The organism is Pseudarthrobacter sp. CCNWLW217, assembly GCF_037203985.1.
GTDB lineage: Bacteria > Actinomycetota > Actinomycetes > Actinomycetales > Micrococcaceae > Arthrobacter.
The window spans coordinates 31285-46594 of sequence record NZ_JBBCBT010000008.1; the positions used below are offsets into that span (position 1 = coordinate 31285).

A 15310-nucleotide genomic window follows, 5' to 3' on the forward strand; every position below is an offset into this window, starting at 1 on the left:
TTTGCCGCAGCGAATCCGATGGACGTGGGCATGTGTCTCTTCATGAAGACTCCTCGGGCGTGCGGGTGATGCCAAAACGCTAAGCGCCAAGCCTTTCGTCCCCTGTTATATACATGTGTCGAAACGTCGCCCACAGGCATGACATATGTCGTGGGTCATTGGAGGTCGTCTTCCGAGTAGCGTGGCTCCAGGCCGCTCCGGCATTGCTGTACTAACATCCCGAAAGCGAGAAGAAACGTGTCAGTCAACCAAGAACTTCCCGTCCTGTCCCACTGGATTGGTGGAGAAGAAGCACCGTCCTCAGGGGACCGTACTGCTCCGGTTTTCGACCCTGCCCGCGGGATCGAGACCAAGCGGGTGGCACTCGGCAACGCCGCTGACATTGAGGCCGCCATCTCCTCGGCGCAGAAGGCTTTCCCGGCCTGGCGTGATCTGTCCATCACGAAGCGCCAGCAGATCCTTTTCCGCTTCCGCGAGCTCTTGAATGAACGCAAGGGCGAACTTGCGGAGATCATCACCGCCGAGCACGGCAAGGTCGTTTCTGACGCTCTGGGTGAAATTACCCGTGGCCAGGAAGTCGTCGAACTCGCAACCGGTTTCCCTCACCTGATCAAGGGCGAGCACTCAGAAAACGTCTCCAGCGGTGTGGACGTCTACTCCACCAAGTCCCCCCTGGGAGTGGTGGGCATCATCAGCCCGTTCAACTTCCCTGCCATGGTGCCGCTGTGGTTCCTCCCGATCGCCATTGCTGCCGGCAACACGGTGGTCCTGAAGCCGAGCGAGAAGGACCCGACGGCGGCCAACTGGCTCGCTGAGCTGTTCACCGAAGCCGGCCTGCCGGACGGCGTTTTCAACGTCCTCCACGGCGACAAGGAAGCGGTGGACGGGCTTCTGGAACACCCGGACGTCAAAGCCATCTCCTTCGTTGGTTCCACCCCGATCGCCCAGTACATCTACGAGACCGCCGCCAGAAACGGCAAGCGCGTCCAGGCACTTGGCGGGGCGAAGAACCACATGCTGGTCCTGCCCGACGCCGACCTTGAGCTCACTGCCGACGCTGCCATCAACGCTGGCTTCGGTTCCGCCGGCGAACGCTGCATGGCCATCAGCGTGGTGGTCGCCGTGGAGCCCGTCGCCGACGAACTCATCGAGAAGATCACCTCCCGGATGGCAACGCTGCGGATCGGCGACGGTCGCCGGAACTGCGACATGGGCCCGCTGGTCACCCGCGAGCACCGCGACAAAGTGGCGGCCTACATCGATGTCGCACTGGAAGACGGTGCCCGGGTCGTGGTGGACGGCCGCGGCATCAACGTCGACGGCGACGAGAACGGCTTCTGGCTGGGCCCGACGCTGATCGATGACGTCCCCGTCACCTCACGCGTCTACAAGGAGGAAATCTTCGGTCCGGTGCTGTCCGTAGTCCGCGTCCGCAGCTACGAGGAAGGCCTGAACCTGATCAACTCCGGCGCCTATGGCAACGGTACTGCGATCTTCACCAACGACGGCGGCGCCGCCCGCCGCTTCCAGAACGAGGTGGAGGTGGGCATGGTGGGCATCAACGTACCCATCCCGGTGCCAGTGGCCTATTACTCCTTCGGTGGATTCAAGGACTCGATCTTCGGCAGCTCCAAGGCGTATGGCCTGCAGGGTTTCCAGTTCTTCACCCGCGAGAAGGCCATCACGTCCCGCTGGTTGGACCCCAGCCATGGCGGCATCAACCTCGGCTTTCCGCAAAACTAGCGGCCCGTAGGCACGAAAACTCCCGGCAGGCCTGCCGGGAGTTTTCGTGTCCCTTTATCGTTCATCCAGGAACTGCACTGCGGCGAAGAGTTCGAGGCGGTCGCGCATGCCGTCCAGGTTCAGGCCAAGGATCCTGCCGGCGGCGTCTATCCTGTTGCGCAGGGTATGCCGGTGGACGCCCAGCCGTCTGGCGGTCTTGTCCCAGACGCAGTTGTTGGCAAACCATTCGCGGACAGTCTCCAGCAGTTCAGTCTGTTCGGCGGCGTCGTGGGCAATCAGCGGCTGCAGCAGCCCGCGGGCCACCGGCCCTGCCTTCTCTTCGCGCAGCAATCCCAGCATCCCGCCGTCGGACAGTTCTGGGAATGTGACGACGGCGCGGCCCAGCTCCGCGGCACGGCGCACCGCCCGCGTGGCTTCCTCGAGGGCATCCGCCAGGCCACTCATGGCGGTTTCCGCCGAGACACCGCACACTGCACCGTGGCGTTCAAGCAGTTCCAGGACCTTGTCCTGGTGGGCCCGTGCCGCGAGGACTATCAGCAGGTCACCGCGCACCGCATAGAACACAGCGCCGCGGTAATCGTCGGACAGGAGTTCCAGGGCCTCAAGCAGGTTCGGCGCAGGACTGTCCTGGCGTGAGGCCGTCACCAGCAGCGGTTCGCGCGGCAGCTGGCCCCACACTTGCCGCGCGGTCCGGAGGGCCACGTCGGTGCTGCCCGCCAGCAGCTGTTCAAAGACGCCGGCGCGGAGGTGCCTGCGGGCAGTGTCAAGGGTGCGAGCCTGTTCCAGGGCCAGGCTGGCCAGGCCGATGACGCTGTTGACGATGTCCGCCCTCGCGGGATCCAGGGGTTCGATGGCGCCCAAAACCAGTGCTCCCCGAAGACTGCCCTTACGGCCGAGTGTCTGCAGTGTCACCGACTGGCCTTCGATGTCCAGGTGTGAGGCCGAACGCGTGCCAAGGTCCAGTGCGTCCCGTACCCGCTGGCCAACGTGGGCAGCGATGTTTGCGGGTACGGGACGGTTCCGCGGCATCCGGACATAGTTGCCTGCGGCGTCGTACAGGGCCACCCAACTGTGCAGTTGCCGTTCGAGTTCGCCCAGGATGGAAGTCAGGCCGTCCGGCCGGAGCGCTGCACGGGAAATGGCCCGTTGCGCCTGCAGTGACCACTCCGCCCGGGCATGTTCTTCCCTCGCGAGGTAGTCGGCCACCATGCGGATAATAGCGATGAATGGCGTGCGGTCCGGAACTTCCACCAGGGGCAGGCCCTGATTTCGGCACGCCTCCTCAAGGCCCGGCGGCAATGTCCCGTGGATGACCTGCGTCGCGAAGCCGAGGCCCACGATTCCATGGTCCACCAGCCGGCGAACATAGTCCTCATATCCCCGGCCGTTCGGCACTTTCCGCGGCGGGGCTTCGGGTGCCTGTTCCGCCGTCGTCGTTCCGGCCCCATCACCACCCGCTCCGGCGATGGGGAACTGTGTTCCATCGGTGAGCAGCAGCTGGCCCGGGTCCAGGAACGGTGTGGGGTCCTCAAGGTCAGAGCTGTGCACCCAGCTGATCGGTTCTTCGAGCTGTGGGGAGCCAAGGTCGGGCACAACCAGTCGAAGCTTCAGCGACCGGCTGCGGAGGAGGATGTTCAGGCTGGGTGGCATTAGGGACCCCATGATGTGAAAACGTCGAACAGAACTGGATTGATTGTACAAACGTATACTGCGCCTCGACCCCTTGGGACCGGATGATGAAGGAACTTCCCAATCCATCCACCGAGAGGAACCGTCATGGTCGCCAGCCCGGCACTACTGGACACAGCAATCGATAACGCAGGCCTCAGCAATGCCGACGTCGTTGCCCTCGACCGGGCGAACGTCTTCCATTCCTGGTCTGCGCAGAAATCCCTCAACCCCCTGGCCATCGCCGGCGGCTCCGGCAGCACCATCTGGGACCACGACGGCAACACCTTCCTGGACTTCTCCAGCCAGTTGGTCAACACCAACATCGGCCACCAGCACCCGAGAGTGATCGCCGCCATCGCCCAGCAGGCTACAAGCCTGGCAACCGTGGCTCCGGCACACGCCAACCACGTGCGGGCGACGGCAGCGGCCAAGATCCTGTCCCACGCCCCCGAAAACATGGACAAGGTGTTCTTCACCAACGGCGGCGCAGACGCGAATGAGAATGCCATTCGGATGGCTCGCCTGCACACCGGCCGCGACAAAGTCATTTCCGGCTACCGCTCCTACCACGGCAACACGGGCGCCGCGATTGCGGCAACGGGGGACTGGCGCCGCATCCCCAATGAATACTCCCGCGGCCACGTCCACGTGTTCGGACCGTACCTCTACCGCTCGGAGTTCTGGGCGGAAACCCCTGAGCAGGAAACCGAGCGGGCGCTGCACCACCTGCGCCGGGTCATCCAGGCCGAAGGACCGCACTCGGTTGCCGCCGTTCTCCTCGAAACCGTTCCCGGTACCGCCGGCATCCTGGTCCCCACGCCCGGGTACCTTAAGGGCGTGCGGGCGCTGTGCGACGAGTACGGCATCGTGATGATCCTCGACGAGGTGATGGCCGGCTTCGGCCGCACCGGAGACTGGTTCGCCTTCGACGCCTTTGACGTGACACCGGACCTCATTACCTTCGCCAAAGGCGTCAACTCCGGCTACATCCCGGTGGGCGGCGTCATCATCTCCGGCGACATTGCAGCCACTTTCGACGAATGCGTCTTCCCGGGCGGCTTGACCTATTCAGGCCACCCAATCGCCGCGGCGTCCATCGTCGCCTCCATCGAAGCCTTCGAAGAAGAAGACATTGTTGGCAACGCCGCACACATCGGCCGCGACCACCTGGAGCCGGGCCTCCAGGCACTTGCTGAAAAGCACGATGTCATTGGCGACGTCCGCGGCCGCGGGGTCTTCTGGGCGCTCGAACTCGTGCAGGACCGCAGCACCCGCACGCCTGTCACCGCCGACTACATGGGCCGCCTTAAGGCCGAACTGTTTGACCGCGGACTGCTGCCATTCATCGCTGAAAACCGCATCCACGTGGTCCCGCCCGCCGTCGTCACGGCCGAAGAAGTGGCCCAGGCACTGTCCATCTACGACGAGGCTCTCGCCGCCACCGGCCTCTAGGCCTGCGCGCGGGCTTAGGCAGGGGCAAATCGCGCCTGGAAAGGGTGGGTCGCCTCACACCTGTGGCACCCGGCTGCTCGCCGTATTGAGCACCGAAAGCACGGCGAGTGCCAGCACTATCCGACAGAGACCGTCTGTACCGCCTGAGTACTGCGACCAAAAGGGAGTTGCTTCCGGTGAGGCCAACCCCACGCCGGTCGGGAATCGAGTATTACAGTGGATGCATGGCTGCCAGCCGCAATCCGCTCGACGACTTGCGCGAAACCATCGGCCATCTGGCCGATCAGCTCAAGCTGTCCAGGTCGGAGCGCGTCGACGACCTGGTCGGCGATCTCATCGGTGCGAGGCCCGGGCCGGCCCGGCCGCTGTCCGAGGTGCAGGCCGAGCTCGACGCTCTGGTCGGACTGGAGACCGTGAAGGAACAGGTGCGGGCCCTCGTCGCACTGCTCCAGGTCCAGGCCCGCCGTAAGGCGCACGGCCTGCCGGAGGTTGCCACATCACAGCATCTGGTGTTCCTCGGAAACCCGGGCACGGGTAAGACCACCGTGGCGCGGCTTCTGGCCGAGATGTACCGCGCGGTCGGTCTGCTGCAGAAAGGCCACCTGGTCGAAGTCGACCGTTCGGGTCTGGTGGGGCAGTACGTCGGCGCGACCGCCATCAAAACGGACCGGGTGATCCGGCGTGCGCTGGACGGCGTCCTGTTCATCGACGAGGCCTACGCGCTGGCCCCGGAGGACGGCCGGATGGACTTCGGCCCCGAGGCGATCGAGGTCCTGCTCAAGCGGATGGAGGACCACCGTCACCGCCTGGTGGTGATCGTGGCCGGGTACCCGCGGCTGATGGAGTCTTTCTTGCTCTCGAACCCCGGACTGCGATCCCGGTTCGCCCGCGAGATCACGTTTCCGGACTACTCCGTCGACGCACTCCAGATGATCTTCCACCAGATGCTGGCCCAGCACGAATATAGGCTGGAGCCGGGTGCGGACCAGATGCTGCGGCGCATCTTCACGGGGCTGCACGCGGGCGAGGACTCCGGCAATGCACGGTTCGCCCGCACCCTGTTCGAGCAGGCGCTCAACCGTCAGGCGCTGCGGCTGTCGCTCGACGAGGAGCAAAGTCTCGACGCGCTTGATCGTGAGGCCGTCATGACGCTCACAGCGGACGACATTGTCGAGGCCGCGCTGGCCTTGGGCGAGGAGCCGGAGCCGGAACCGACGCCGGAACCGGAGCGGTCACGCTGGTGGCGTTGGCTGGTCTGAATGCCGCCTCCTGGATGAAATCTCCTACGCAATTAATCTGTATTAGAGGGGCTCTCGGCTCAACCAGCTTGGGACGCACATCAAGACAGTCGCACAGAGGAATGCCCTCGACCACATCTCGGAATAGGGAGCTGAACCGCGATCCATCATCGGAACCGCCCGGCACGGCCCCACTGGCGTTTTCCGGCATTTGCGGGAGCTTGTACCTCTCAGCTCCACACTGTCGCGCCTCGGGATCAGCCACAGCGAGTCCGCTGCCCCTAGAGGATTTCCTCCGGCCACATCAGGGAACCCGAGAGAGCTCCTCGCGGCGGACCAGCCGCCGCCAAGACCGGCACTGCGCGATCCTGAGGGGCAGGCGTCAGGGCAGGGGCGGTGCCGGTATCAGTCATTTTGCCAGAGCGCCCGGTTGGTGGGGGATGATGAGCAGCGTGCTCGTGGCGGTGGCCAGGAGTTCTCCGTCGGCGGTGCTGAGGCGGCCTTCGGTGAAGATCACGCGCGAGCCGGATTTTACGACTGACCCCTCTGCGCGCAGAGCACCCTTCTGGAGCGTGATGGGTCGCAGGTACTTGACCGCCAGATCGATAGAGGTGTAGCCGATCCCTGCCTCCAAGGTAGTGTGTGCTGCGCAGCCGAGCACTGTGTCGAGGAGCGTGCAGGCCAAGCCGCCGTGCACCACTCCGAGGGGGTTGTAGTGCGCTTCTCCCGGCGAGCACTGGAACTCGACGTGTCCGTGCCTGGCATCGACGAGATCGAAACTCATGAGGGAAGCGATCGGCGGCGGCGCAATGCTGCCGTCGCGGAGGCCGGAAAAGTAGTCCAGACCCGACAGTCGTGGCAGTTGTTCGAGCGCGATTGCCGGATCAATCCAGGTGAAGGTTTCCGAGCGTTGCGCCGAGGTGTTGGTTGTCACCGGGGTTTCCTCCTTAGAGCTCTGCCGGTCTTCAGGCTTTGTCGTGGTCATACGGGGATGTTGGCTGCCAGTACAGGGTACAGATCCGAGATCGAGCCAGACAGGCCGCGCTTCACTCCGGCGCTGATTTCGTCCACGATGACCTCGTAATCCCCCTGCTCGAGCCCATCGAACGACTTTCGCGCGACTTCCTCGGGGGAGGTCTTCGGGGCATTCACGCCCTTGGCCATATCTGTGTCCATGTAGCCGACGTGAACACCCGTGACGCGCGTGCCTTGAGGGGCCAGTTCCACGCGGAAGGAGTTGGTCGCCGACCACAGCCCGGCCTTTGATGCACTGTAGGCGCCGGTGAGTGCGATCCAGCTGAGCACCGAGTGGATGTTGAGGACCGCTGATGTCCCGCTCGCGGCGAGTACCGGTGCGAATGCCCTGGTCAAGGCGACCGGTCCGAAGAAATTGGTCTCCATGACCTCCCGGACCTTCTCTTCGGGGAGTGCCAAGAACGTGTCCGATTCGACGCTCATGCCGGCGTTGTTGATCAGAACGGTGACGTCCTGGGCCTGGGTAACGGCGGCCCGGATCGAGTCAGGGTTGGTGACATCGAGGGCGAGGGGGATTACCCGGGAGTCGTTCCACTCTTGCGGGCGGCGGGCCGTCGCGTATACCTTCGCAGCACCTCGTGCGAGGGCCTGGTCCACGAGCTCGCGGCCCAGGCCTCCATTTGCGCCGGTAACAAGGACGACGGCGCCAGATAGCAGTGGCATGGATTCTCCTGATCTCAAATGGGCGGACGCGGTTGTAGCGACCTCAGGACATCAGAGTAGTGGAGTGAGTTGGATTTTCCAACTGACTTGTATACTTGAAGAAAGTTACCGAAAGCAGGTGCAGGATGAATCGGCCGACCGACATGGCAGTAGATGCGCCTAGGGCGTGTTTCATCGCGGCGGGGCTCGATGTGCTCGGGGAGCGGTGGGCGCTGCTGGCGCTTCGCGAGATGTCCTTGGGCGTTCACCGGTTCGATCAGATCGCGCGAAATACTGGTGCGTCCCGAGACATCCTGGTGGGACGACTGCGCACGCTTGAAAGCCAAGGCGTGATCGAGCGTGTCCAGTACTCCGAGCGCCCCCCGCGCTACGAGTACCACCTCACAGCTTCCGGGGCCGAGGTCGCGCCCATCCTCATTTCACTCGCAGCGTGGAGCAGTACATGGATGCGCGACGAGACACCCCGTGCCTCGTACCGGCACAGTTGCGGGGCCGACCTGAAGCCGGTGGTGTCGTGTGCGGACTGCGGTGAGGAGTTCACCCCAGGAAGTCTGGTGCTCGGACCGCTAGTGTCAGCGGCCGGTGCGGACCCGGCGTCTGACCAGTAAGAACTAGAACCGGGCAGGGGACGACGGCGGTACCTCCCGCCGTCGTCCCCTGGGCGCCGTTGCGCCGGGTGTTCCGCCGGGCGGATTCCCTGGAATCAAGCTTCAGGTGGCTTCTCGAAGCAGACTGACTGTGATGTCGCGGTGTCATAGGGCGAATAGCCGGATGTGTATCGCTGGCCGGTCTTCGGGTACAGGCCTTCGACATTGCCGCCATGCAACTCTACGAGCGGGGGACCAACGTGCACATGGAGAACGCGCTCCGTTACGGCGCAACGATCGAGGAAATGCTCGAAGTCATGGAAATCGCCAGCGTTATCGGGCATCTATGCAGCCATCACCGCCGCCGCGCCGATCATTCTCGAAGAAGTCGCCAGCTTCGAAGCACAAACGACTGCATTGTGACTGTCATCGTGAATGCGGTGGGAAACGTCGTCCCAGGTGAAGAGCCACGACTGAGCCGCCCGTGCCAGCCACTTCCGCAGGGCTTCCGGGCGGCCGCAGAGTGGTCGATGGCCGACGACCCGCGCCCAGCCGCCCAGCTACTTCTAACTCCCGTGCTTTAGACCCCAATGATGGCTTGCTGCGCACCCTGCGTTGCTGCTCTGCATTCTTGCCAGTCAGTGGCCACATCCCGGGTCGTCGGTCAACGTGTTGCTGCGCGTGGCGGTGCTGTGCTTTCCCGGACTATGAGCTCTGTTGGCAGCAGATAGTGCCTGGCGGGTGCTGAGGCTGCCTTGGTCGCCAGGGCGTCTGTCATGAGTTTGGCCGCCAGACGGCCTTTCTCAGCGAAGTCTTGTTTCACGGTGGTCAGTGTTGGGCGAAGCTGCATCGCTACCGGGCTGTCGTCGAATCCTACAACTGATAGGTCTTCCGGTATCTGGAGCTGCAGGTCGTGTGCTGCGCGGATGGCCTCCGCTGCCATGACGTCGGAGAAGCACAGCACAGCGGTCGGCCTTTCGCCAAGACTGAGGAGTTGCCGGGCGGCCTCGTAGTGCTGCTCGCGCCCGCCCATGGGCACCGCTGCGGTGCGCGCGGTGGCGCCTGCCTTGTCCAGTTCGTTTTTCCAGCCCAGGTACCGTTGTCGGACGGCGTGTGGCAGCAGGGATGGATCGGGGGCCTGATCAATGGCAATCTCCGGCTCTGGGGCGCTGTACAGCAGGCCAACTTTCCGGTGGCCCAGATCCAGCAAGTGCCGTGCGGCGGCCTGCGCGCCACGGTAATCATCGACGTTGACGCTGGGGATATCCGTCTGTTCGGCCTGGTCGACATAGACAAGGGGCAGTTGGCGCTTCAGTAGCCAACCCAGGGCCGGGGATGTCGGGTCGCAGGAGTAGACCAGCGCTCCGTCCATGCCAACGTCCCGCGCTGGCACATGTGTTCCAGTTTCGTCGGCCGACAGCAGCGTCAGGGCAAGGCCCTGGCTGGTGACTTCTTCGGCGATTGCGCCGAAAAAGCGCATCGCGACATCGTCCGTAAATGCGTACGCGAGGGACTTGGTCAGTAGCACGCCCACCGCCCCGGTGTTTCCCCGCTTGAGCGCGCGGGCCCGGGGGTCGGGTCCGACGTAGCCGAGCTCCGTGGCCGCAGCGAGGACCCGGTCACGGAGCTCCGCGGACAGCTGGTCGGGGCGTGAAAAAGCGTTCGACACCGTCATCCGGCTCACCCCCACATGGTCGGCGATGGTCTGCAGCGTCACGTTTCCCATACCAGCCAGTATTTCAGCCCAGCGCCCTCATGGTCGCCATTGCGGCGGGAGCGCCAGACGGAGCCACGGCCTTCGCCGCCCACAGGAGACCCGAAGACACGGCGACGCGAACACGCAGGATCAGACCAGCGTGATGCGCTCCTGCTTCCTCGGGAATGACGGGAGCGTCCGGCATGGCTGACTGCGCAAGGCTGGCCGTGAAGGCCGGGGTGTGTGCTGAGTACTGAAGGGTTTCCATGAGAAGACTCCTCTCGAATCGGGTTCTGTACCGATATAGTAGCAAGGTGCTTCTGTATCGGTCAAGAAGGTCAATTCGACTCTTGTTGGGTCTTCTTGCACGCCCCTAGTAGTAGAACCACACACGCTCCGGATGACCGCCCTGGTCGAGAACCTGCTGCTGCGTCGCCGAGGCAGCTCTAGGCTGGGGCGAGACTTCCCGCCCCGGCCTAGAGCTGCTGGAAGCGGCTAGGCATCGATCACCATGTCGGTCCGTGCGGTGGAGCAGCAGGGCAGGAACTTGCCGGCATCGATTTCCCGTGCCCGGATCCCGCCTTGGTGGTTCATCTCGACCTCCCCGGAAAGCTTGACGACCTTGCAGGAGCCGCACATGCCTTCCTTGCAGTTCGCGCCGATCCTGACGCCCGCACGCTGGGCCGGACCCAGGATGTGCTCGGTGGGGTCGATGCGCACGTTAATGCCGGTTCGCATGAAGGACAAGGTGAGGCTTCCCGTTCCGACTGTGTCGAAGCTCGAAGCATCGGGTGACACTGCCTCCGCTTCCGCAGCCGAACCGCCGTCGGAGTCCCCGGAATCGGGTGAGTTCGGGCCCATGGCTTCCAGCGGCAACCCTGTGGCCTTGAGGGGACCGTCGGCGTCGTAGCCGGGCTCGTAGAGTCCGAACGCGGTGGGCTGGCCTTCGTAGTAGTCCTCGGCGGAATCGGCGATTTCCTCGGCGATCTCCTCGGCAATGTCCACTGCGAGCGCGAGCTCCGCCTGATATTCAAGGAGCGTCTGGCGGTCTCCCGAGAAAAATTCCATGTAGATGGAAGTGTCGTCGACGCCAACCTTCCCCAGGAGATCGGTGGCAGTATTCAAGTAACCCTCGGGGCCACAGGCATAGACCTGGCGGCCGTTTGCATCGGGGGCCACCTCATCCAGCATGGCTGCCGTCAGCCTTCCGCTGAGCCCTTCCCACCCCTCGGGTTTGTTGCGGTCGCCCAGGGAGTAGAAGACCTTGATGCGCGAGTCCACGGACGCGATGTAGGCCAGCTCCTTGTGGAAAGCAAAGCCTCCGGCCTCCGCTCCGTGGTAGAGCACTACAACATCTGCATGTCCGGGCAGGGAGTGGATGGTCCGCACCATGGACATGATGGGGGTGATGCCTGCGCCTGCGGCCAGCAAGAGATACCGTGCCCGCCGGTCGGCATCCGGCAAGTGGAATGCGCCGACCGGTCCGAGCATCTCGAGCACAGTGCCGGGTTTAACATTCTCGTGCACCCATGGTGAAACCAGTCCTGTGGAGTCGCGTTTGACGCTGATGTTGAAGGTCCACGGCTCAGTCGGGGAGCTGGACAGCGAATAGCTGCGGTCCACCGGATCCTGGTCCTCGCCGTTCACCGGAAAAGCCACGTTCACGTACTGGCCCGCACGGAACGCCAAGGGCGCACCGTCGCAACGGCGGAATACGAAGGTCATGAGGCCGCCCGCCTCGGGAACGGTCTCCACGCATTCGGCCATGAACTCCTGTGGATGCCAGGGGCCCAGGGCACGGGCAGCACGGGCGGGTGCCTCGGTGCTGCCCATCACCCTGTTCCACGGCATCTCAAGACCGCGAATGCGCTGTGGCTCCTGGACTGCCGTCTCGGTGAGGAGTTCTATCATGCCAGGTGTTCCTGCACGCGCTGCACGTACCAGTTGATGAACGCCTCTACCTGGTACTCGCTCTTCATGTATGGGCCGGGCTCGTAGGCAGGGCTGCCGGCGCCCGTCTGGCACAGCTCCACGAACGCCTTATCCTGCAGGTTTGTCTGCTTCCAGGTATAGGTGAGTTTCTCCAGATCGTAGTCAACGCCTTCCACGGCGTCGTCAGCTACCAACCAGGTGGTGCGTACCAGGGTCTGGTGTTCGTTGACGGGGAAGACGCCGAACGTGATGACGTGGTCGCTCTGGAAATGGAACCAGCTGTTGGGCTGCAGGTGCATCGAGCAACGGCCAAGGCGGAAGTCCGGCAAGTCACCGAGCAGCTTCTTGGAAAGCCTGTGCCCATCGGGGGAGAACGATTCGCCGTCGCCATCAAGCGATTCCCTGGAGATGCGGATTCCTGCGATGCGCGTGTCGAGCTCTTCCACCACCTCGTAGGGAAGGCCATAGCGGCGGCAGCGCTCCTCAAGCGAGGCCTGCGCTTCCTTGTTGCGGTCCCACACTTCTTCGAGATGGGCCGGGATCAGGCCCTCCGTCAGTCCCCAGGTGGGAAAGAGGGAACAGGCGAGCTCCGGGTGGCCGTCGCAGTGGTAGCACTCACGGTTGTTCTCCATGACGAGCTTCCAGTTGCCCTCCTCGATGATGTTCTGCTGGTAGGCGACTTTCGTCTTCGACAGGTCGTGGGGTGCGAGGTACGGTTCGAAGATCTTTGAGGTTTCGTCGAAGTCCGCCGGCGGTTCGTTCGCAACGCAGACGAAGATGAGTCCGGCGACCACGCGGCTGTGGGCGCGCTTGAGGCCGAAGCAGCCCTTGTCGAACTTCGTCTCCCCGGGGGCCGAAGCATGGATCAAATTGCCATCGGGGGAGTAGGTCCACGAGTGATAGCCGCATACAAGGTTTCCGGTTGACCCCGCGGGTTCGGTCAGGACGCGGGCGCCGCGGTGGCGGCACACATTGTGCAGGACGTTCACGCCGCCGTCGTCGTTGCGCAGCACGATCAGGGAGTAGGGCCCGTAGTCGACGGTGACGTAGTCGCCCGGCTCCGGGAGCTCGGCGATGCTGGCGGCATAGATCCAGTGCTGTCCAAAGATGGCCTGCATATCGACGTTGAAAATCGTCGGATCGGTGTAGAAGGGGGCATCGAGGGAATATCCCACGCGCCGGAAATCGAACAACTCGGTGATTTCCGCCAGCTGCTCGGCAGGCACAGATGAGGCGAGTTTTCCGCGTGAATTGAGGGGCAAGACTGGAGCAGACATGTGTTTCCTCCCGGGAGGCGTGGGTAGTGACGATTCGAGGCGGCCACGGATGCGACGGTGCATGCGGCGTTGTCGAAAACCTTGTACTCAAGACATTAGGGACGATTGAACTGCAACAAAAGCGCAACATTCTGAAGATCACCATGCACAATGGGTGCATGATCGATGCAAGACTCATCACACTTCGGGTGTTTGCCAGATGCGGCACCATTGGCGCAACTGCGGAGCTCACAGGGTATTCTCCCTCCGCCGTCTCATCGCAACTTCGGGAGCTCCAGCGCGTGCTTGGAATGCAGCTGCTGACGAAGGACGGTCGGGGTGTGCGGTTGACGGCCACTGGCCGTTTTCTCGTGGCGGGCTCGGACACCCTCATTGCCGAATGGGAGAGCCTGCGCGCCGCGGCCATGGAGGCCGGCGACCAGGTGCAGTCTCATTTTGGCCTCGGCGGCTTCTCCACTGCGGCCGCCCAGTTGCTCGCGCCGCTGGCCGCCACCCTGCGCTCAACACGTCCCCAGCTCCAGGTGCAGGTGCTCGAGGCCAACCCGGACCGTTGCTTCGACTTGTTGGTTGCCGAGCGGATCGACCTCGCGGTCATCGTCGCCATGCAGTCCGAAACCTATGTTGAGGACGATCCGCGTTTCGAGCAGACCGTTCTGCTCGACGATCCCCTGGACGTCATCATCCCCTCCAACCATCCGTTGGCATCGCGGGAAACGGTGACGCTCGAAGAATTGGCATCGGAACCGTGGATTACCGAGACCGCCGGTTCCACCTACCACTCGCTATTCACTGCGGCGTTCACAGCAGTGGGTGTGACACCGCGGATTGCCCATGAGGCCGTTGAATGGGAAACCCAGATCGCCTTCGTTGGTGCGGGGCTGGGCGTGGGTCTGCTGCCGCGACTGGCGCCACTTCGTAGTGCCGAAAACGTCGTTCGACTGCGCATTACCGGCAAAGGGAAGCCCACCCGCCGTATTGTCGCTGCAGTGCGAAGGGGCAGCATTGCATCGCCCCTGATCCAGGAGTCGCTCGGCATTCTGCAGGTCAGCGCCGATCGTATCCTCGCCGCCCGGCCCGAAGACGATCTCTGAAATCGCACCAAGAGCAGTGGTAGGAAATCTAACCGGACTCTTGGCGCCCTAAATCACGTACTCCGGTGTGAACAGGCGAATCTCCGGATGGGCGTGAAAGAGGTATCCAGCACCTCGCTCAGTCCGGATGGACTTGGAAAATCGCCCCAGCTTGTTCCGGAGCCGGCGAATGTGCACGTCAATGGTGCGGTCGCTCGGAATGCTGGCGCCGTCGCTCCAGACGTGGCACAGGAGTTCTTGCCTGCCCACGGCTCTCATGCTTGCGCCCATAAGGTAGGTCAACAGGCTGAATTCCACGGGCGTCAGGCGCACGGGGACACCGTCCAAATGCACGCTTCGTCTTGATACATCGATCACCACCCCCACGTTCCAGGCTTGCGCTTCGCCACCTGCCGGTTCCTCCTTGGCTGGCAGTTGCCCGAAGTGCCGCCTAGGATCACCGAGAGCAGCAAACACACTCTCAAGTGCACCTCCGCGAGCATTTGCTGGCCCGAGTGCCACCGTTGCATGGATCTCCAACCCGCCAACCAGGAACTGTCCAAACACGCACGTCTCCCGGGCCACTGCCGAAACTGATGTTCCGGCTGCTTGGGCTGCTGATTCATCGACGCCCACGTAAAGGGCGAAACCCCAGGCTGATTGCTCACCTGATGGTCCGTAGTGGAACTGTTGATCGTCTTCTTGCCGTCTGGTTCCCTCTACCACGGGCAAAACCGTTGTGGACATGCTTTGTCCCATTGATCCCACCAGAGGGCGTGGCTCGTCGGTCAATGCCAAAATGTGGGCAGGAATGTTGAATTGTTCAGCTTGGATAGGCATTGTATGTCCTAGCTCAAAGGAAATAGCCGTACGGGGGCATCGGGTTACGGCACTATGGTGCAGGCGGGAAGGATCCATGGCCCCGTGTGGATGGCGCCGCCCTGTG

14 protein-coding genes are annotated in these 15310 nt (G+C 63.3%); 6 read left to right on the forward strand and 8 right to left on the reverse strand.

Features of this window, described 5'->3' with window-relative positions; genetic code table 11:
* Positions 1–237: 237 nt before the first annotated feature.
* Positions 238–1743 carry a CoA-acylating methylmalonate-semialdehyde dehydrogenase gene (locus tag V9L18_RS10765; protein ID WP_337347158.1) on the forward strand — a complete coding sequence of 502 codons (1506 nt, stop codon included), beginning with the start codon at positions 238–240 and terminating at the stop codon, positions 1741–1743.
* Positions 1744–1797: 54 nt separating this feature from the next.
* On the opposite strand, the gene V9L18_RS10770 is transcribed toward V9L18_RS10765, so the two are convergent.
* A complete protein-coding gene (locus V9L18_RS10770; RefSeq protein WP_337347159.1) occupies positions 1798–3393 on the reverse strand; it encodes a PucR family transcriptional regulator in 1596 nt (531 codons plus the stop codon).
* Between the two features lie 126 nt (positions 3394–3519).
* Between V9L18_RS10770 and V9L18_RS10775 the strand changes: the two genes are divergently transcribed.
* Together V9L18_RS10775 and V9L18_RS10780 are read left to right on the forward strand one after the other, a co-directional pair.
* Positions 3520–4866 (forward strand): aspartate aminotransferase family protein, encoded by a 1347-nt coding sequence (locus V9L18_RS10775; RefSeq protein WP_337347160.1) that lies wholly within the window; start codon positions 3520–3522, stop codon positions 4864–4866.
* A 224-nt stretch (positions 4867–5090) separates the two neighbouring features.
* Positions 5091–6125 carry an AAA family ATPase gene (locus V9L18_RS10780; protein ID WP_337347161.1) on the forward strand — a complete coding sequence of 345 codons (1035 nt, stop codon included), beginning with the start codon at positions 5091–5093 and terminating at the stop codon, positions 6123–6125.
* A gap of 388 nt (positions 6126–6513) precedes the next feature.
* Here V9L18_RS10780 and V9L18_RS10785 read toward each other — a convergent pair whose 3' ends face one another.
* Both V9L18_RS10785 and V9L18_RS10790 read right to left on the reverse strand, forming a co-directional pair.
* A complete protein-coding gene (locus V9L18_RS10785; RefSeq protein ID WP_337347162.1) occupies positions 6514–7089 on the reverse strand; it encodes a PaaI family thioesterase in 576 nt (191 codons plus the stop codon).
* Positions 7086–7802, reverse strand: a complete 717-nt coding sequence (locus tag V9L18_RS10790) for an SDR family oxidoreductase (protein WP_337347163.1) — start codon at positions 7800–7802, stop codon at positions 7086–7088. Before V9L18_RS10790 ends, V9L18_RS10785 begins: the two co-directional genes overlap by 4 nt.
* Before the next feature lie 125 nt (positions 7803–7927).
* On the opposite strand from V9L18_RS10790, the gene V9L18_RS10795 reads away from it, so the two are divergent.
* A complete protein-coding gene (locus V9L18_RS10795; RefSeq protein ID WP_337347164.1) occupies positions 7928–8410 on the forward strand; it encodes a winged helix-turn-helix transcriptional regulator in 483 nt (160 codons plus the stop codon).
* A 212-nt stretch (positions 8411–8622) separates the two neighbouring features.
* The gene (locus V9L18_RS10800) at positions 8623–8973 is read left to right on the forward strand and encodes a hypothetical protein (RefSeq protein WP_337347165.1); all 351 of its coding nucleotides are present in this window, start codon (positions 8623–8625) and stop codon (positions 8971–8973) included.
* An 80-nt stretch (positions 8974–9053) separates the two neighbouring features.
* Here V9L18_RS10800 and V9L18_RS10805 read toward each other — a convergent pair whose 3' ends face one another.
* From V9L18_RS10805 to V9L18_RS10820, 4 genes are all read right to left on the reverse strand, one after another.
* Positions 9054–10115 (reverse strand): LacI family DNA-binding transcriptional regulator, encoded by a 1062-nt coding sequence (locus V9L18_RS10805; RefSeq protein WP_337347166.1) that lies wholly within the window; start codon positions 10113–10115, stop codon positions 9054–9056.
* Positions 10116–10128: 13 nt separating this feature from the next.
* Complete coding sequence (locus tag V9L18_RS10810) at positions 10129–10353, reverse strand: hypothetical protein (RefSeq protein WP_337347167.1); 225 nt, start codon at positions 10351–10353, stop codon at positions 10129–10131.
* Between the two features lie 227 nt (positions 10354–10580).
* A complete protein-coding gene (locus tag V9L18_RS10815) occupies positions 10581–11996 on the reverse strand; it encodes a ferredoxin reductase (protein ID WP_337347168.1) in 1416 nt (471 codons plus the stop codon).
* Positions 11993–13294 carry an aromatic ring-hydroxylating oxygenase subunit alpha gene (locus V9L18_RS10820; RefSeq protein ID WP_337347169.1) on the reverse strand — a complete coding sequence of 434 codons (1302 nt, stop codon included), beginning with the start codon at positions 13292–13294 and terminating at the stop codon, positions 11993–11995. Before V9L18_RS10820 ends, V9L18_RS10815 begins: the two co-directional genes overlap by 4 nt.
* A gap of 158 nt (positions 13295–13452) precedes the next feature.
* Between V9L18_RS10820 and V9L18_RS10825 the strand changes: the two genes are divergently transcribed.
* On the forward strand, positions 13453–14385 hold the full coding sequence (locus V9L18_RS10825; RefSeq protein ID WP_337347313.1) for a LysR family transcriptional regulator: 933 nt from the start codon (positions 13453–13455) through the stop codon (positions 14383–14385).
* A gap of 48 nt (positions 14386–14433) precedes the next feature.
* Here V9L18_RS10825 and V9L18_RS10830 read toward each other — a convergent pair whose 3' ends face one another.
* Positions 14434–15204: a winged helix-turn-helix domain-containing protein gene (locus V9L18_RS10830; RefSeq protein ID WP_337347170.1), complete on the reverse strand. Its 771-nt coding sequence runs from the start codon at positions 15202–15204 to the stop codon at positions 14434–14436.
* Positions 15205–15310: the final 106 nt, after the last annotated feature.

What these genes read in the sequence shown, in the direction of transcription:
- V9L18_RS10790 (WP_337347163.1), bottom strand. Translation starts at nt 7,802, where the DNA reads ATGCCACTGCTATCTGGCGCCGTCGTCCTTGTTACCGGCGCAAATGGA.
- V9L18_RS10775 (WP_337347160.1), top strand. Translation starts at nt 3,520, where the DNA reads ATGGTCGCCAGCCCGGCACTACTGGACACAGCAATCGATAACGCAGGC.
- V9L18_RS10810 (WP_337347167.1), bottom strand. Translation starts at nt 10,353, where the DNA reads ATGGAAACCCTTCAGTACTCAGCACACACCCCGGCCTTCACGGCCAGC.
- V9L18_RS10825 (WP_337347313.1), top strand. Translation starts at nt 13,453, where the DNA reads ATGATCGATGCAAGACTCATCACACTTCGGGTGTTTGCCAGATGCGGC.
- V9L18_RS10785 (WP_337347162.1), bottom strand. Translation starts at nt 7,089, where the DNA reads ATGACCACGACAAAGCCTGAAGACCGGCAGAGCTCTAAGGAGGAAACC.
- V9L18_RS10820 (WP_337347169.1), bottom strand. Translation starts at nt 13,294, where the DNA reads ATGTCTGCTCCAGTCTTGCCCCTCAATTCACGCGGAAAACTCGCCTCA.
- V9L18_RS10795 (WP_337347164.1), top strand. Translation starts at nt 7,928, where the DNA reads ATGAATCGGCCGACCGACATGGCAGTAGATGCGCCTAGGGCGTGTTTC.
- V9L18_RS10780 (WP_337347161.1), top strand. Translation starts at nt 5,091, where the DNA reads ATGGCTGCCAGCCGCAATCCGCTCGACGACTTGCGCGAAACCATCGGC.
- V9L18_RS10805 (WP_337347166.1), bottom strand. Translation starts at nt 10,115, where the DNA reads ATGGGAAACGTGACGCTGCAGACCATCGCCGACCATGTGGGGGTGAGC.
- V9L18_RS10830 (WP_337347170.1), bottom strand. Translation starts at nt 15,204, where the DNA reads ATGCCTATCCAAGCTGAACAATTCAACATTCCTGCCCACATTTTGGCA.
- V9L18_RS10800 (WP_337347165.1), top strand. Translation starts at nt 8,623, where the DNA reads ATGCAACTCTACGAGCGGGGGACCAACGTGCACATGGAGAACGCGCTC.
- V9L18_RS10815 (WP_337347168.1), bottom strand. Translation starts at nt 11,996, where the DNA reads ATGATAGAACTCCTCACCGAGACGGCAGTCCAGGAGCCACAGCGCATT.
- V9L18_RS10770 (WP_337347159.1), bottom strand. Translation starts at nt 3,393, where the DNA reads ATGCCACCCAGCCTGAACATCCTCCTCCGCAGCCGGTCGCTGAAGCTT.